General features: G+C 60.8%; 13 protein-coding genes. All 13 read left to right on the plus strand.

The window, feature by feature from the left end:
• The first annotated feature begins 56 nt into the window (after positions 1–56).
• The gene (locus tag AB4O25_RS14305; RefSeq protein WP_003176118.1) at positions 57–233 is read left to right on the plus strand and encodes a hypothetical protein; all 177 of its coding nucleotides are present in this window, start codon (positions 57–59) and stop codon (positions 231–233) included.
• A complete protein-coding gene (locus AB4O25_RS14310; RefSeq protein WP_017528777.1) occupies positions 217–3,171 on the plus strand; it encodes a sensor histidine kinase in 2,955 nt (984 codons plus the stop codon). Before AB4O25_RS14305 ends, AB4O25_RS14310 begins: the two co-directional genes overlap by 17 nt.
• A 22-nt stretch (positions 3,172–3,193) precedes the next feature.
• Positions 3,194–4,630, plus strand: coding sequence for a sigma-54-dependent transcriptional regulator (locus tag AB4O25_RS14315; RefSeq protein WP_017528778.1), 1,437 nt, complete (start codon positions 3,194–3,196; stop codon positions 4,628–4,630).
• Positions 4,631–4,661: 31 nt separating this feature from the next.
• Complete coding sequence (locus tag AB4O25_RS14320) at positions 4,662–4,988, plus strand: hypothetical protein (protein ID WP_460149683.1); 327 nt, start codon at positions 4,662–4,664, stop codon at positions 4,986–4,988.
• Between the two features lie 352 nt (positions 4,989–5,340).
• On the plus strand, positions 5,341–6,744 hold the full coding sequence (locus AB4O25_RS14325; protein WP_017528779.1) for a polynucleotide adenylyltransferase PcnB: 1,404 nt from the start codon (positions 5,341–5,343) through the stop codon (positions 6,742–6,744).
• A 2-nt stretch (positions 6,745–6,746) separates the two neighbouring features.
• The gene (folK, locus tag AB4O25_RS14330; protein ID WP_017528780.1) at positions 6,747–7,244 is read left to right on the plus strand and encodes a 2-amino-4-hydroxy-6-hydroxymethyldihydropteridine diphosphokinase; all 498 of its coding nucleotides are present in this window, start codon (positions 6,747–6,749) and stop codon (positions 7,242–7,244) included.
• Between the two features lie 214 nt (positions 7,245–7,458).
• Positions 7,459–8,259: a 3-methyl-2-oxobutanoate hydroxymethyltransferase gene (panB, locus tag AB4O25_RS14335; protein ID WP_460149684.1), complete on the plus strand. Its 801-nt coding sequence runs from the start codon at positions 7,459–7,461 to the stop codon at positions 8,257–8,259.
• Positions 8,256–9,107 carry a pantoate--beta-alanine ligase gene (panC, locus tag AB4O25_RS14340; RefSeq protein WP_017528782.1) on the plus strand — a complete coding sequence of 284 codons (852 nt, stop codon included), beginning with the start codon at positions 8,256–8,258 and terminating at the stop codon, positions 9,105–9,107. The genes panB and panC overlap by 4 nt, the downstream gene beginning before the upstream one ends.
• 225 nt (positions 9,108–9,332) lie before the next feature.
• Positions 9,333–10,997, plus strand: a complete 1,665-nt coding sequence (pgi, locus tag AB4O25_RS14345) for a glucose-6-phosphate isomerase (RefSeq protein ID WP_017528783.1) — start codon at positions 9,333–9,335, stop codon at positions 10,995–10,997.
• A 105-nt stretch (positions 10,998–11,102) separates the two neighbouring features.
• On the plus strand, positions 11,103–13,040 hold the full coding sequence (gene acs, locus AB4O25_RS14350) for an acetate--CoA ligase (protein ID WP_460149685.1): 1,938 nt from the start codon (positions 11,103–11,105) through the stop codon (positions 13,038–13,040).
• Between the two features lie 18 nt (positions 13,041–13,058).
• Positions 13,059–13,928 carry an oxygenase MpaB family protein gene (locus AB4O25_RS14355; RefSeq protein ID WP_017528784.1) on the plus strand — a complete coding sequence of 290 codons (870 nt, stop codon included), beginning with the start codon at positions 13,059–13,061 and terminating at the stop codon, positions 13,926–13,928.
• Between the two features lie 66 nt (positions 13,929–13,994).
• On the plus strand, positions 13,995–15,011 hold the full coding sequence (locus AB4O25_RS14360) for a class I SAM-dependent rRNA methyltransferase (protein WP_065876791.1): 1,017 nt from the start codon (positions 13,995–13,997) through the stop codon (positions 15,009–15,011).
• Between the two features lie 87 nt (positions 15,012–15,098).
• On the plus strand, positions 15,099–18,032 hold the full coding sequence (locus AB4O25_RS14365) for a DUF748 domain-containing protein (protein WP_460149686.1): 2,934 nt from the start codon (positions 15,099–15,101) through the stop codon (positions 18,030–18,032).
• The last annotated feature ends 24 nt before the right edge of the window (positions 18,033–18,056 follow it).

Genomic DNA, 18,056 nt, shown 5'->3' on the forward strand with positions numbered 1-18,056 from the left:
TTGCAGCTTGCCCGGCATCCGTTACCATCGCCGCAGTTTTTTAATCAGAGGCCAACATGTACATCTATCGATTGGTCCTGCTGCTGGTCGTCGGGATCTACCTGTTTTCCCCCGCCATCATGGATTGGTGGATCGACGCCACGGGCGCCTGGTATCGCCCCTATCTGCTGTGGCTGATCCTGATCGTCGTGACTTTCATCCTGCAGAGCCAAAAAGATGCCGATGAGCTTTAGCCTCACCCAGATGTTGCTGATCAGCGCCGCCTACCTGGCCGCGCTGTTCGGCGTCGCCTGGATCAGTGAGCGCGGAATGATCCCGCGGGCGATCATTCGCCATCCGTTGACCTACACCTTGTCCCTTGGCGTGTACGCCAGCGCCTGGGCGTTTTATGGCACGGTCGGTCTGGCCTATCAGTACGGCTACGGTTTCCTGTCCAGCTACCTCGGCGTATCCGGCGCCTTTTTGCTGGCGCCGGTGCTGCTGTACCCGATCCTGAAGATCACCCGCACCTACCAACTGTCGTCCCTGGCCGACCTGTTTGCCTTCCGCTTTCGCAGCACCTGGGCCGGCGCATTGACAACCGTGTTCATGCTGATTGGCGTATTGCCCTTGCTGGCCTTGCAAATCCAGGCCGTGGCGGACTCCATCAGCATCCTCACCCGCGCACCGGTGCAACATGTGGTTGCCCTGGCCTTCTGTGCACTGATCAGCCTGTTTACGATTTTCTTCGGCTCGCGCCATATCGCCACCCGCGAGAAGCACGAAGGCCTGGTATTTGCGATTGCCTTCGAGTCGGTGATCAAGCTGATCGCCATCGGCGGCGTGGGCCTCTATGCGCTTTACGGCGTATTCGATGGTCCCCAACAGCTGGAACTGTGGCTGCTGCAAAACCAGACCGCCCTCGCCGCCCTGCACACGCCATTGCAGGAGGGCCCTTGGCGTACGCTGCTGCTGGTGTTCTTCGCCTCGGCAATCGTGATGCCGCACATGTACCACATGACATTTACCGAGAACCTCAACCCACGCTCGCTGGTCAGCGCCAGTTGGGGCTTGCCGCTGTTCCTGCTGCTGATGAGCCTGGCGGTGCCGTTGATTCTGTGGGCGGGCCTCAAGCTGGGCGCCACCACCAACCCCGAATATTTCACGCTCGGCATCGGCATTGCCGCCAATAGTCCCGCGCTGGCCCTGCTCGCGTATGTAGGTGGTTTGTCGGCCGCCAGCGGCTTGATCATCGTCACCACCCTGGCGCTGTCGGGCATGGCGCTTAACCACCTGGTGCTGCCGCTGTACCAGCCACCCGCCGAAGGCAATATCTACCGTTGGCTGAAGTGGACGCGTCGCGCGCTGATTGTCGCGATCATCATGGCCGGCTACGGCTTCTACCTGTTGCTGGGCGCCGGGCAAGACCTCGCCAACCTTGGCATCGTTGCGTTTGTCGCCACCCTGCAGTTCTTGCCGGGCGTGTTGTCGGTGCTGTACTGGCCGACCGCCAATCGCCGTGGGTTTATCGCCGGTCTGCTCGCCGGGATTCTGGTCTGGGTCGTGACCATGCTGCTACCGCTGGTCGGGAACCTGCAGGGCTTCTACATCCCGCTGCTGAATATGATCTATGTGCTGGACGACACCAGTTGGCACATGGCCGCGATTGCTTCGTTGGCCGCCAACGTACTGATGTTCACCCTGATCTCGCTGTTCACCAATGCCAGCCCCGAGGAAACCAGCGCCGCCGAAGCCTGCGCCGTGGATAACGTGCGTCGCCCGCAACGTCGCGAATTGCACGCCGCCTCGCCCCAGGAGTTCGCCACGCAGTTGGCCAAGCCACTGGGCGCCAAGGCCGCACAAAAGGAAGTCGAGCAGGCGCTGCGCGATCTGTACCTGCCGTTCGACGAGCGGCGCCCCTATGCGCTGCGCCGCTTGCGCGACAGGATCGAGGCCAACTTGTCCGGCCTGATGGGCCCCAGCGTGTCCCAGGACATGGTGGAAACCTTCCTGCCCTACAAGGCTGGCGGCGAAAACTATGTCACCGAAGACATCCACTTCATCGAGAGCCGGCTGGAGGATTACCACTCACGCCTTACCGGCCTTGCCGCCGAACTCGACGCCTTGCGCCGCTACCACCGCCAGACCCTGCAGGAACTGCCGATGGGCGTGTGCTCACTGGCCAAGGATCAAGAGATCCTGATGTGGAACAAAGCCATGGAAGAACTCACCGGTATCGCCGCGCAACGGGTCGTGGGGTCGCGCCTGAACACCCTGGGCGAGCCGTGGAAAGAACTGCTGCAAGGCTTTATCGACGTGCCCGATGAGCATTTGCACAAGCAGCACCTGGCCCTCGATGGCCAGACCCGCTGGCTCAACCTGCACAAAGCGGCCATCGACGAGCCCCTGGCCCCCGGTAACAGCGGCTTGGTGCTGCTGGTCGAGGACCTGACCGAAACCCAGATGCTCGAAGACAAACTGGTACACTCCGAACGTTTGGCCAGCATCGGGCGGCTGGCGGCGGGCGTGGCCCACGAGATCGGCAACCCGATTACCGGGATTGCCTGCCTGGCGCAAAACCTGCGCGAAGAACGCGAGGAAGATGGCGAAATCATCGAAATCAGCGGGCAGATCCTCGAACAGACCAAACGCGTGTCACGCATCGTGCAGTCGCTGATGAGTTTTGCCCACGCCGGCGCCCATCAGAACCTTGATGAGGCCGTGTGCCTGGCCGAAGTGGCACAGGACGCCATTGGGCTGCTGGCCTTGAACCGGCGCAATTTCGAAGTACAGTTTTTCAACCTGTGCGACCCGGACCATTGGGTCGACGGCGACTCACAACGCTTGGCCCAAGTGTTGATCAACCTGCTGTCAAACGCCCGCGATGCGACGCCCGCCGGTGGCGCAGTACGGGTCAAGAGTGAGGCTTTCGAGCACACGGTCGACCTGATCGTGGAGGACGAAGGCAGCGGCATTCCACAGAACATCATGGACCGATTGTTCGAACCCTTCTTCACCACCAAGGATCCGGGTGAAGGCACCGGTCTGGGCCTTGCACTGGTCTATTCCATCGTTGAAGAGCATTATGGACAAATCACCATCGACAGCCCGGCTGACACCGAAAGCCAACGCGGCACCCGTATTCGGGTGACCTTGCCGCGTCATGTCGAAGCGACGTCCGCTGTGAACTGAGACCGTCGAGAGAATTGAATCAATGCCGCACATTTTGATCGTCGAAGACGAAACCATTATCCGCTCTGCCTTGCGTCGCCTGCTTGAACGCAATCAGTACCAGGTCAGCGAAGCCGGCTCGGTGCAGGAAGCACAAGAGCGTTTCAGCATCCCCACGTTCGACCTGATTGTCAGCGACCTGCGCCTGCCTGGCGCACCTGGCACCGAGTTGATCAAGCTTGGCCAAGGCACCCCGGTGCTGATCATGACCAGCTACGCGAGCCTGCGCTCGGCGGTAGACTCGATGAAGATGGGCGCGGTGGACTACATTGCCAAGCCTTTCGATCACGATGAAATGCTCCAGGCCGTGGCGCGCATCCTGCGCGACCGTCAGTCGGCCAGCAGCGCACCGGCCGAACAACGCCCCACCGGCAAAGCCGCCGGCGGCGCCGACAAACCGGGCGTCGACAACAGTAATGGCGAGATCGGCATCATCGGCTCCTGCCCACCGATGCAGGACCTGTACGGCAAGATCCGCAAAGTGGCGCCTACCGACTCCAATGTGCTGATCCAGGGCGAGTCGGGCACCGGTAAGGAACTGGTGGCTCGCGCCCTGCACAACCTGTCCAAGCGCGCCAAGGCACCGATGATCTCGGTGAACTGCGCGGCAATCCCCGAATCCCTGATCGAGTCCGAATTGTTCGGCCACGAAAAAGGCGCGTTTACCGGTGCCAGCGCCGGGCGTGCGGGCCTGGTGGAAGCGGCGGACGGCGGTACATTGTTCCTCGACGAAATTGGCGAGTTGCCATTGGAAGCACAGGCGCGATTGCTGCGCGTGCTGCAGGAAGGCGAGATCCGCCGCGTGGGTTCGGTGCAGTCGCAGAAGGTCGATGTTCGCCTGATCGCGGCCACCCACCGTGACCTCAAGAGCCTGGCCAAGATCGGCCAGTTCCGTGAAGACTTGTATTACCGCCTGCATGTGATCGCGCTCAAGCTGCCGGCCTTGCGCGAGCGTGGTGCCGACGTCAACGAGATCGCCAACGCGTTCCTGCTGCGCCAGAGTGCGCGCATCAACCGTACCGACCTGAGGTTTGCGCCGGATGCCGAGCAGGCGATCAGGCACTACTCGTGGCCGGGTAACGTGCGGGAACTGGAGAATGCGGTCGAGCGCGCGGTGATCCTGTCCGAGAGCCCGGAAATTTCCGCCGAGCTGCTGGGCATCGATATCGAACTCAGCGACCTGGAGGATGACGATTTCATCGGCCTGGCCCCGCAACAGGGCGGTAGCAATACCAGCCATGAGCCAACCGAAGATTTGTCACTGGAAGATTACTTCCAGCATTTTGTTCTGGAACATCAGGACCATATGACCGAAACCGAACTGGCGCGCAAACTGGGCGTGAGCCGTAAATGCCTGTGGGAGCGGCGCCAGCGCCTGGGCATCCCACGGCGCAAGACCGGTGTGGCCAGCGAAAGTTGAGGGCGCGCGCCCTTAGGTAACACCCACAGATGTGAAAAAACTGTTACCGCTGATTTTTTGCGTAACAAAAGCCGGGGCTTACGGTAACGAAGCCCCGGCTTTTTTTGGCCCGTCAAAAACCCAAAAACCCCTCAAACCCCCGGTTTTGTTAGGCGGCGAAAAAAGTTGGCACGCACCCTGCTATATGCTTAGTACAAAAACAATAACAAGCTTTGTACAAGACAATAAAAATAAGACGAATCGACTCACGCATAACAAAAACAACACGGCGGAGGCGCAGCTAACTGATTCTTTTGGAGAGGCGTTGCATTTGGGGCTTGCCCCGCAACCAGGCCGAGAACAACAAAAACTGCCCTAAGGCAGAGCCTGAACTGGTTGGATCATAGATCAGCAACACAGCGACCAAAGCAATCCGTTTGCTCTTGACTCCCGATTGGGAGTGTCATGAAGGTGAAGCTTCATGGCGAGGGCGATCAACAAAAACAAGAAGCCCGAAACCAATAATAAAAATAGAGCACGCAACTACTTCTGGGGGAGCTTCGGCTCCCCTTGTAGTTTCTGGTAAATAGCTACGAATTCGACGCTCAAAGGCTTCTGGCGCAAAGCCTGCAGCTTGTTCCTACACCATCCCCCGACTAAATGCTAGAATCCCCGCCCATCATGCGGTCATTCTTCGTTATGGCCGAACATTCCTTCAAACAGTGCATCCCATGCTGAAGAAGTTGTTCCAGTCATTCCGTTCTCCCTTGCGTCGTACGCAACACAAACGCAGCACGCCTGAAGTGCTCAATAGCAGCCAACATTCGCTGCAACGCGCTCAGTTCAGCCGTTATGCGGTGAATATCGTCGAACGTTTGCAGAACGCCGGTTACCAGGCCTATCTGGTCGGCGGTTGCGTACGCGACATGCTACTTAATATCACGCCCAAGGATTTCGACGTCGCCACCAGTGCCACGCCTGAACAGGTGCGCGCCGAGTTTCGCAATGCGCGCATCATCGGCCGCCGCTTTAAGCTGGTGCACATCCATTTCGGGCGCGAAATCATCGAAGTCGCAACGTTCCGCGCCGGCCACCCGCAAAACGATGAAGAGGAAGACACCAATCAGTCCTCCCGCAACGAGAGCGGTCGCATCCTGCGTGACAACGTTTATGGCACCCTGGAAGAAGACGCGCAACGCCGCGACTTCACCATCAATGCCCTTTACTACGACCCGGTCAGCGAACGCATCCTCGATTACGCCAACGGCGTACACGACATCCGCAACAACCTGATCCGCCTCATCGGCGACCCGACGCAACGCTACCAGGAAGACCCGGTACGTATGCTGCGGGCCGTGCGCTTTGCCGCCAAGCTCAACTTCGGCATCGAGAAGCATACCGCTGCGCCGATTCGCGAACTGGCGCCCATGCTGCGGGAAATTCCCTCGGCACGTCTGTTCGAAGAAGTGCTCAAGCTGTTCCTCTCGGGCTACGCCGCCGACACGTTCGAGATGCTCGTCGACCTGCAGTTGTTCGACCCTCTGTTCCCGGCCAGCGCCGAAGCATTGGAATACAACCCAACCTATACCCACACGCTGATCAGCGAAGCGCTGATCAACACCGACCTGCGCATCAAGCAGAACAAACCGGTCACCCCGGCGTTCCTGTTTGCCGCCCTGTTGTGGCCAGCCCTGCCAAAACGTGTACTGCGTTTGCAGGACCGTGGCATGCCGCCGATTCCGGCCATGCAGGAAGCCGCTCACGAACTGATTGCCGAACAGTGCCAGCGCATCGCCATTCCAAAGCGCTTCACCATGCCGATCCGAGAGATTTGGGACATGCAGGAGCGCCTGCCGCGCCGCAGCGGAAAACGCGCCGACCTGCTGTTGGACAACCCACGCTTCCGCGCCGGCTACGATTTCCTGCTGCTGCGCGAAAGCGCCGGCGAACAGACCGACGGCCTGGGCGAATGGTGGACCGATTACCAGGACGCCAATGACAGCGAGCGTCGCGAGATGATTCGCGAGCTGGGCAGCAAAGGTGAAGCAACCGGCGAAGGGCCGAAGAAGCGCCGGCGCAGCGGTACCAAGCGCAAGCGCAGCGCAGCCGATGCCTCGGGCGCCGCAGGCGAATAACCGTGGAACGCATCTACATCGGCATGGGCAGCAACCTGGCCGCCCCGGACCAGCAATTGCGCAGCGCTATCCAAGCGCTGGCTCAGTTGCCAGGCACTTGCGTCGCGGGTGTGTCCGCCTTTTACCAAAGTGACTCCCTGCTCCCTGGCCAACCGCGCTACACCAACGCGGTTGCCGCCCTGGACAGCAGCCTTGCGCCTCTCGACTTGCTGGATGCGCTGCAAGCCATCGAAAACGACCAAGGCCGCGAGCGCCTGGAGCGCTGGGGCCCACGCACGCTTGACTTGGACATTCTGCTGTTTGGCGATCGCCTGATCGATGAACCGCGCCTGAAGGTGCCCCACTACCAGATGCACCTGCGTGCGTTTGTGTTGTATCCGCTGGCCGAACTGGCGCCCGCGGCATTGCAACTGCCGGATGGCACATGCCTCGGTGCCCTGCTTGAAGCCTGCCCGTTTGTCGGCCTGGAACGCCTTCGCGCTGCTGAATCGCATCAGTAACAGCGGTAACACCCCCGTCGTAACAATGCGGTAACACATCCAATTGACTTCCCGTGTCCTCCTCACGACTATAGGCGTCCCGCTGCCGCCAACCCGGCGCTAAAGGGCGCAATCCAGGCCTTATAAGCACTGCTCTCAAGACGGTGCGCCTGTATAAACGAAGACTCACGCGCGTTACTCGCTGTTTCCAAGCGCCTGAACGAGGACCCTTTTCATGCCAGACATTACCCTGACCACCTTGCAGAGCCTCAAGCTCAAAGGTGAAAAAATCACCATGCTGACCTGCTATGACGCCACCTTCGCCAACGCCTGCTGCCAGGCTGGGGTTGAAGTGTTATTGGTAGGCGACTCCCTGGGCATGGTTCTTCAAGGGAATGACAGCACCCTGCCCGTGACCACCGATGAACTCGCCTACCACACCGCCAGCGTCAAGCGCGGCAATGAGGGCGCGTTCATCATCGCCGACCTGCCGTTCATGGGCTATGCCACGCTTGAACAGACCCTCCTGAACGCCGGCAAACTCATGCAGGCCGGCGCACACATGATCAAGGTGGAAGGTGCCGTATGGCTTGCCGAATCGATCCGCCTGCTGGCTGAACGCGGCGTGCCGGTGTGTGCGCACATGGGCCTTACGCCGCAGTCGGTGAACATCCTCGGCGGCTATAAAGTGCAAGGTCGCAATGAAGCCCAGGCGCGCCAGATGCGTGCCGATGCCATCGCCCTGGAGCAAGCGGGCGTGGCGATGATCCTGCTTGAATGTGTGCCCAGCGAATTGGCCGCGGAAATCACCCAGGCCGTTAAGGTGCCGGTGATCGGTATTGGCGCAGGCTCGGCAACGGATGGCCAGGTGCTGGTATTGCACGACATGCTCGGCCTGTCGATCACCGGCCGCGTGCCGAAGTTCGTAAAGAACTTCATGACCGGCCAGGACAGCATCCATGCTGCGTTGAGTGCTTACGTCGCTGAAGTCAAAGGCGTGACCTTCCCAGGCGCCGAACACGGATTCTCTGCATGAACACCGTAAAAACCGTACGCGAACTACGCGCTGCCGTCGCCCACGCCCGCAAAGCCGGCAAACGCATCGGCTTCGTGCCCACCATGGGCAACCTGCACAGCGGCCATGCGACCCTGGTGAACAAGGCGGTGCAGCAGGCCGACTTTGTCGTCGCGAGCATCTTCGTCAACCCGCTGCAATTTGGCGCCGGCGAAGACTTGGACAAATACCCCCGCACCCTCGCCGCCGACCAGGAAAAACTCCTGCAAGCCGGGTGCAACCTGCTGTTCGCGCCCACCGTCGAAGAAATGTACCCCGGCGGCATGACCGGCCAGACCCGCGTCAGCGTTCCGCAATTGTCCGAAGGCTTGTGCGGCGCCAGCCGTCCCGGGCACTTCGAAGGCGTGGCCACGGTGGTCAGCAAGCTGTTCAACATGGTGCAGCCGGACATCGCGGTGTTTGGCCAAAAGGACTACCAGCAACTGGCGGTGATCCGCGCCATGGTCCACGACCTGAACATGCCGATCCAGATCATCGGCGAACCTACCGTGCGCGCCGACGACGGCCTCGCGCTGTCTTCACGCAATGGCTTTCTCAGCGAAGAGCAACGTGCGATTGCGCCGGTGCTGTTTCGCAGCCTCAGCCAGATTGCCGCCGCCATCAAGGACGGTGACCTCGATTTCGCCAAATTGCGCGCGCAACAGGTACAACAGATCCAAGCCGCCGGACTGCGCCTGGACTACCTGGAAGTTCGCCAAGGCCTGCACCTGCGCCCCGCCACGCCTGAAGATCGGGACATTGTGATTCTGGTCGCGGCCTTTCTGGGTACGACCCGCCTCATCGACAACTTGCACCTGAACCTCAACTGACCCCCTCCGAACAGCTCGCCTGTTGCCCTGAATGCTGCGCCGGTATAAAAAAGTACCGGCCACAGCGCAGACAAAGCCAAGACATATCGACACGCTAGGTTTAATGTAATCGCCCGGCGCTAAGGTTAGCGCTGTCTGGAACCCAATCATTGATAGAAAGACTGGATGTTCCGGACTTTGAAGTGTCCTAAAGGCAGTCCCCGTAATAAAAGGAAACCCGCAGCGATGGCGTACTACCGCACCCCTCATGACGTTACCGCTCTGCCCGCCTGGCAAGCGCTTAACCAACACCGCCAAGCCATGCAGGATTTCAGCATGCGCGAAGCGTTCAATGCCGATCCCCAGCGCTTCTCCCAGTTCACCTTGAGCAGCTGCGGACTTTTCCTCGATTACTCAAAAAACCTGATTACCAGCGAAACCCGCGACCTGCTGGTGGGTTTGGCCAAGGAAGTCGGTCTGAAAGACGCGATCGATTCGCTGTACGCCGGCGAGCCGGTCAACTCGTCCGAAGGCCGCCCTGCCCTACACACCGCCCTGCGCCGCCCGGTGGGCGACAAGCTGTCGGTAAACGGCGTGAACATCATGCCGGACGTGCATAAGGTGCTGAACCAGATCACCGATCTGGTCGGCCGCATCCACGATGGTCTGTGGCGTGGCTACACCGAAAAGCCGATTACCGACGTGGTGAACATCGGCATTGGTGGTTCGTTCCTCGGCCCGGAGCTGGTCTCTGAAGCGCTGTTGTCCTACGCCCATAAAGGCGTGCGCTGCCACTACCTGGCGAACATCGACGGCAGCGAGTTCCACGAGCTGACCATGAAGCTGCGCGCCGAGACCACGCTGTTTATCGTCTCGTCGAAATCCTTCAACACCCTGGAAACCCTGAAAAACGCCCAGGCCGCCCGCGCCTGGTATCTGGCCCAGGGTGGCTCGGAAGCCGAGTTGTACCGCCACTTTATCGCCGTATCGAGCAACAACGCGGCAGCCGTGGCGTTCGGCATCCGTGAAGAAAACATCTTCCCGATGTGGGACTGGGTCGGCGGCCGCTACTCGCTGTGGTCGGCCATCGGCTTGCCAATCGCCCTGGCCATTGGCATGTCCAACTTCAAGGAACTGCTGTCCGGTGCCTACACCATGGACCAGCATTTCCAGAACGCGCCGTTCGAGCAAAACATGCCCGTGTTGCTGGGCCTGCTGGGTGTCTGGTACGGCAACTTCTGGGGCGCGCAGAGCCATGCGATCCTGCCGTACGACCACTACCTGCGTAACATCACCAAACACTTGCAACAGTTGGACATGGAATCCAACGGCAAGAGCGTGCGCCAGGACGGTAAACCGGTGTCCACCGACACCGGCCCGGTGATCTGGGGGGGCGTGGGCTGCAACGGTCAGCACGCGTACCACCAACTGCTGCACCAAGGCACCCAACTGATCCCGGCCGACTTCATCGTGCCGATCGTCAGCTTCAACCCGGTGTCCGACCACCATCAGTGGCTGTACGCCAACTGCCTGTCGCAAAGCCAGGCGCTGATGCTCGGCAAGACCCGCAGCGAAGCCGAAGCCGAGCTGCGCGACAAGGGCATCGCCGAAGACGACGTGCAGAAGCTCGCCCCGCACAAGGTGATCCCGGGCAACCGTCCAAGCAACACCCTGGTGGTAGAGCGCATCAGCCCACGTCGCCTGGGCGCGCTGGTGGCAATGTATGAGCACAAGGTGTTCGTGCAGAGCGTGATCTGGGGCATCAATGCCTTCGACCAATGGGGCGTTGAGCTGGGCAAAGAGCTGGGCAAGGGCGTGTACAACCGCCTGACCGGCGCTGAAGAAACCTCAGCCGAGGATGCCTCGACCCAGGGCCTGATCAACTACTTCCGCGGTCGTCACCGCGGCTGATGCAGGTAACGCAAGGCCAACATCCGTTTGGACGTTGGCCTTGAACCCTCCTCCCACAGGGTGCATCTTTATCACTTGTCGCAAAAACAAGAATAAGGATCGCTCATGTTCGATATCAGCACGTTTCCAACCGCCGATGCCGTCCGCCGGGCTGCGCAACTCAGTCAAGAGGACTACCAGCGCCTCTATCGTCAATCCATCGAGCAACCCGATACCTTCTGGGGCGAACAGGCCAAGGGCTTTCTCGACTGGATAACCCCCTGGCACACCGTTCAACACTCGGATATCCACACCGGCGCAGCCCAATGGTTTGCCGGCGGCCAACTGAACGTCAGCTACAACTGCATCGACCGTCACCTGGCGCAACGCGCCGATCAAGTGGCCTTCATCTGGGAGGGCGACGATCCGACAAAGTCTGCCAAAATCACCTACCGCCAACTGCACCAAAACGTTTGCCGCCTGGCCAATGTGCTGAAAAGCCGTGGCGTGAAGAAAGGCGACCGCGTGTGCATCTACATGCCGATGATCCCGGAAGCGGCCTACGCCATGCTGGCCTGCACGCGGATTGGCGCGGTGCATTCGGTGGTGTTCGGGGGCTTCTCGCCGGATGCCCTGCGCGACCGCATCCTCGATGCCGACTGCCGCACCGTGATCACCGCCGATGAAGGCGTGCGCGGCGGTAAGCCAGTGGCCTTGAAAAAGAACGTCGACAAGGCCCTGGCAAGCTGCCCGGGGGTCAATACCGTGCTGATAGTGGAGCGTACCGGTGCGCCCTTGGACTGGAGCGAAGGCCGCGACCTCAAGTACCAGCAAGCCCTGGATGCCGCCAGCGATGACTGCCCCCCCGAGCCGATGGGCGCCGAAGACCCGCTGTTCATCCTGTACACCTCGGGTAGCACCGGTAAACCCAAGGGCGTGCTGCATACCACCGGCGGCTATCTGCTGCAGGCCGCGATGACCTTCAAGTACGTACTCGATTACCGTGATGGCGAAGTGTTCTGGTGTACGGCGGATGTGGGATGGGTCACCGGCCACAGCTATATCGTCTACGGCCCGCTGGCCAATGGCGCGACCTCGCTGATGTTCGAAGGCGTGCCGAGCTACCCGGACAATTCGCGCTTCTGGCAGGTGATCGATAAACATCAGGTGAATATCTTCTACACCGCGCCCACCGCCCTGCGCGCCTTGATGCGTGAGGGCCACGGCCCGCTGGAGAACACCTCCCGCGCCAGCCTGCGGCTGCTCGGCAGTGTGGGTGAGCCGATCAACCCGGAGGCCTGGGACTGGTATTTCAATGCGGTAGGCGAACAGCGCTGCCCGATTGTGGACACCTGGTGGCAGACCGAAACCGGCGGCATCATGCTCAGCCCACTGGTCAGCGCCCAACGGATCAAACCGGGTTGCGCGACCCAACCGATGTTTGGCGTACAGCCTGTGCTGCTGGATGAGCACGGCAAAGCAATCAGCGGCGCCGGCAGCGGCGTACTCGTCATCAAAGCCAGCTGGCCGGGGCAGATCCGCAGCGTCTATGGTGACCCGCAGCGCATGGTCGACACTTATTTCAAACCCTACCCCGGCTATTACTTCACCGGCGATGGCGCGCGCCGCGACGAGGACGGCGACTACTGGATCACCGGACGCATCGATGATGTGATCAACGTGTCCGGCCACCGTATCGGCACGGCCGAGGTGGAAAGCGCACTGGTGCTGCACGACCAGGTCGCCGAGGCCGCCGTGGTCGGCTACCCCCACGATGTCAAAGGCCAGGGCATCTACGCCTTCGTCACCCCGATGAATGGCGTGGAGCCCAGCGAAGCGCTGAAAAAACACCTGCTGGAACTGGTCAGCAAGGAAATCGGCAGCTTTGCCAAACCGGAACTGATTCAATGGGCACCGGCCTTGCCGAAAACCCGCTCCGGCAAGATCATGCGCAGGATTCTGCGCAAGATCGCCTGCAACGAACTGGACAGCCTCGGTGATACCTCAACCCTGGCCGACCCCAGCGTGGTGGACGGTCTTATCGACAAACGCCTGAACCGCTAGGAGACACCCCGAGTCGCCATGGAATTTATCCGCAGCCGTATCGAAACCCAGTTGATGAGCCTTACCGGTTTGTCACTGGGCCAACTGGACCTGGAAAACCCCAAGGGCGACCCCGGCCTGTTCGGACCGGATTCGGTCAGTTGGCAAGTGCATGGCGACTTCAGCAGCATGCTCATCGGCGGCATCAGCGCCTTGATGCTGCAAGCCTTGCACCCGCTGGCCCTGGCGGGCGTGTGGGACCATTCGAACTTTCGGCAGGACATGCTTGGGCGCTTGCGGCGCACATCACAGTTCATTTCCGGCACCACCTTCGGTTCGCGCAAGGACGCCGACTGGCTGATCGAAAAGGTGCGCACCATTCACTTGCAGGTCGTCGGCCATGCACCGGACGGGCGGCCATATGCGGCAAGCGACCCGGAACTGCTGACCTGGGTGCATGTTGCCGAAGTGAGCAACTTTCTGGCCGCTCACCTGCGCTACCGCAACCCCGGGCTTTCGGGGCGCGACCAAGACCGTTACTACAGTGAAATCGCCCTGGTGGCGGAACGCTTGGGCGCACGGCAAGTACCGCACTCACGGCAGGAAGTTTCCACTTACCTGGCACGCATCCGCCCGCAATTGCTGTGCGACGAGCGCAGCCGCGAAGTGCTGCGCCTGCTATTGAATGCGCCCGCGCCAAGTCCGCTGGCCAAGCCGTTTGGCGCATTAATGATGCAAGCCGGTATCGACCTGCTGCCGGACTGGGCCAGCGCCCTGCTCGACCAGCACCAAAGCCCGCTGCAGCGCCATCTGATTCGTGCCGGGGTCAAGCGCAGCGCGCCATTGTTGCGCTGGGCAATGCGCAATGGTTCGGTGCAACGGGCACACCGACGGATGGGGTTGATGTAGCCAAGGCCCCATAGCTGTTAAACTCCGCGCCCTCACTGCCCCCCCTTACTTAGCAAGGCGCGCTCCATGTCTTCCTTGAATCAGGCGCTGCGCGCCGCCCTCGATCATCGCCAAGACCTGATCAGCGAACTGCACGCCCAGGGTACCGATTGTTATCGCCTGTTCCACGGCAGCCAGGAAGGCGCCGGCGGCCTGACCATCGACCGCTATGGCCCGCAGTTGCTGGTGCAAAGCTTTCACCAGTCGCTGGAAACCGCAGAGCTGCTGGACCTGCACCAACTGATCAACCAGTACATGGGTTTGGAATTACTGTTGGTGTACAACGACCGCTCCCGCGGCAACTCGCGGATCGATCGCGAAGACTCGGTGTACCGCGCAGAACCCGCCGCGCTGCAAGACCTGGTCGGTCACGAATGGGGCCTGAATTACCGCGTACGTGGGCGCCATGTCGGGCAAGACCCGCTGCTGTTTCTGGACCTGCGCAACACCCGCGGCTGGGTCAAAGCCCACAGCGCCGGCAAAAGCGTGCTGAACCTGTTCGCCTACACCTGCGGCGTGGGCCTGAGCGCAGCCGCCGGGGGCGCACGCGAGGTGTGCAACCTGGACTTCGCCGAAAGCAACCTGGCGGTCGGCCGTGAGAACGGCCTGCTCAACCCGCAGTTGCCGGCCATGGAGTTCGTGCAATCGGACTACTTCCCGGCGATTCGCCAGTTGGCCGGCTTGCCGATCACCCAGCGTCGAGGGCAGAAACTGCCGAGCTATCCGCGCCTGGAACAACGCCAATACGACCTGGTGCTGCTCGACCCACCCGCCTGGGCCAAGAGTGCATTCGGCACCGTCGACCTGTTGCGCGACTACCAGAGCCTGCTCAAGCCCGCCCTGCTCGCCACTGCCGACAACGGCGTGCTGATCTGCTGCAACAACCTGGCAAAAGTCAGCATGCACGAGTGGCGCGAACAGGTCCTGCGTTGCGCGGAAAAAGCCGGGCGACCGGTACGTGACTGGAAAATCATGACGCCGGGGGCGGATTTTCCTTCACTGGACCAGCAGCCTCCCCTGAAAACTCTGATACTTCAGCTGTAGGACTCTTCCCATAGGCTCGGTTCTTCGGAACCGAAAACCCGTGCCATACTCCAAGGCACTCTTGTTCGACATAGATGGCGCCGCCCCATGCCCAAAGGATTGATCCGCGCCACTGGCGCCTTGTTGACTGCCCTTGCTCTGTACAGCTTGCTGGGCTTTTTGATTCTGCCCGGCATCGCCCTTCGCGTTGCCAACCAACAGTTGGCCCATTACGCCACGACACCTGCACGCATCGAGCGTATCGAACTCAACCCATTCAGCCTGGAACTGACGCTCTGGGGCCTGAAAATCGGCGAACCCGGCAAGGAGCAGGTGGGTTTCGAACGGCTCTATGCCAACCTGCAGATCGACAGCCTGTGGACCCGCGCCCTGCACCTGGCTGACGTGCAACTGGACAAACCCAAGACCGAGCTGTTGTTCGACAAGAGCGGGAAGTTGAACCTGGCGCAGCTGTTCAAACTGCCACCAAGCGAACCAACGCCGACTGACCCCGATGCCAAGCCGTTCCCGCTGCGCATCGACAGCATCAAGCTGGCCGGCGGCTACGTGCATTTCGAAGACCTGCGCCCCAGCGAGCCCATCGAGTTCCTCTACGACACACTCGACTTCGAACTGAAGAACCTCAGCACCCTGCCCGAAGACAATGCCGACATGACCCTCGTGGCGGCAGGCCCTGAAGGCGGGCAGATCGACTGGAAGGGCAACTTCAGCCTGGTGCCGATCACCTCCGAAGGCACCTTGAAAGTCACCGGCGGCAAGATGAAAGCCTGGTGGCCCTACGTGCGCGACGCACTGCCTCTGGTACTGGAAGACGGCGTGCTCAATTTCAGCACCGAGTATAAATTCAGCCTGGCCAAACAAACCGAACTGAACCTGACCAACACCGCCGCCAGCATCGCGCCATTCGCCATCAAGGCACCGGATGGCCGTCCGCTGGTACGCCTGGAGCGTCTGGACGTCAGCGAAGCCTCCGTAGACCTGGCCAAGCAGCAGGTGCTAGTCGGCAAGATTCGCAGCAATAAGCTGGAAACCTGGGCCGCCCTTGAAGCCGATGGTCAACTGGATTGGCAAAAACTGTTCGCCAGCCAACCGAGCAAACCCGCCAAGGCGCCGGAGCCGGCGACGGCCCCCGCCACCGCTGACTCGCCAAAGCCCGAGCCCGCTGCGCCAAGCAAACCCTGGCAAGTACTGCTCAAGGACGTACAGCTGCGCAACTATCAAGTGCACTTGGCTGACCGCCAGGCTAAGCCCGCTGTGGCACTGGAGTTGGGCCCATTGAACGTCGATGTGCAGAACTTCGATAGCCTCAACCAGAACCCCTTCACACTCAAGATCGACAGCGGCGTGGGCAAGCAAGGCAAGCTCCAGGCCGCCGGCGTGGTCAACCTCAACCCAGTCAGCGCCAAACTGAAGGTCAATACCAAAGACATCGACCTGCGGGTTGCGCAGTCCTACATCAGCCCGTTTATCCGCCTGGAACTGCGTAGCGGTATGCTCGGCAGCGACCTCGACGTGAACCTGAAAAGCACCGCGCCACTGGCCTTGCAGATCACCGGCCGTGCGCAGGTCGACCAACTGCACACCCTTGATACGCTCAAGACCCGTGATTTTCTCAAATGGCAGCGGTTGGTCATCGAGGGCCTGAACTATCAACACGGGGACAGCCTGTCGATCGACAAGGTCAACCTGTTGCAACCTTATGCGCGCTTCATGATCAACGACGACCGCACCACCAACGTTGACGACTTGCTGATTCCGCAGCCGGCCGACAGTGGCGCCAAGTCGTCGAGCAAAGCCCCCGCGAGCAAAGAGAAGCCCCTGGGCATTCATATCGGGCAGGTTGCGATCAACGACGGTTCGGCCAACTTTGCCGACTTCAGCCTCACGCCCAACTTTGCCACGGCGATTCAACAGCTCAACGGCCAGATCGGCACCATTGACAGTCGCCAGAACAAACCGGCCAGCGTCGATATCAAGGGCAAGGTGGATCGCTATGCCCCGGTGACCATCAAAGGCAGCGTGAATCCGTTTGATCCTATGGCCGCGCTGGATATCGCCACCAGCTTCAAGCGCGTAGAGCTGACCACACTGACGCCTTACTCCGGCAAATTCGCCGGCTTCCGTATCCGCAAGGGCCGTCTCAACCTCGACCTGCACTACGTGATCACCAAGGGCCAGCTGAAGGCCGAAAACAAAGTGGTGATCGAGCAGCTGCAACTGGGTGAGAAAGTCGACAGCGCCGATGCCGTGGATTTGCCGATTCGCCTGGCAATCGCCCTGCTCAAGGACACTGACGGCAAGATCTCCATCGAACTGCCGGTGAGCGGCGACCTGAATAACCCGCAATTCAGCGTGATGCCGATTGTGTGGCAGACCCTGCGCAACCTGGTGGCACGCGCGGCCACCGCGCCGTTCAAGTTTATCGGCGGGCTGGTCACCGGCGGCGGCGCGGAGGACCTTGGCAACGTGTCATTCGCCGCCGGGTCCAGCGAATTGAACAAAGATGCCGAAGGCGCTCTTAACACGCTGGCCAAGGCGCTCAAGGAACGTCCTGCCCTGCGCCTGGAAATCGAAGGCACGGCCGCTGCCAGCAGCGATGGCCCCTTCCTGGCCGCCCAGCGACTGGAACGTGAATACCAATACAACTATTACAAGATGCTCCAGCGTCGCGGCGACAAGGTTCCGGCCCAGGCCTCGTTGCTGGAAGTTCCGGAAAGCGAAAAAGCACCGTTGCTCGAAGGTATCTTCCGGACCCGCGTGAAACAACAGCCCCCGGCCGAGTGGAAGGACCTGAGCCGTGACGACCGCGCCGCCAAGCTGCGTGAAGGTGTGATCAAGTTCTGGAGCGGCAGCGATGTGCTGCTGCGCCAACTCGGCCAGGACCGTGCCAGCACCATCAAAGACTACCTGGTCGACAAGGGCCAACTGGAAGATGACCGGGTGTACTTCATCGATGCCAACCTGGGCCAGGCAGAGAAAGACGGCCGGGTGGTCACGCCGCTGCACCTGGACGCCGAATAACCGCCCCGCAATAGAACAGGCCCC

It is taken from the genome of Pseudomonas sp. S3_A03 (assembly GCF_054668275.1).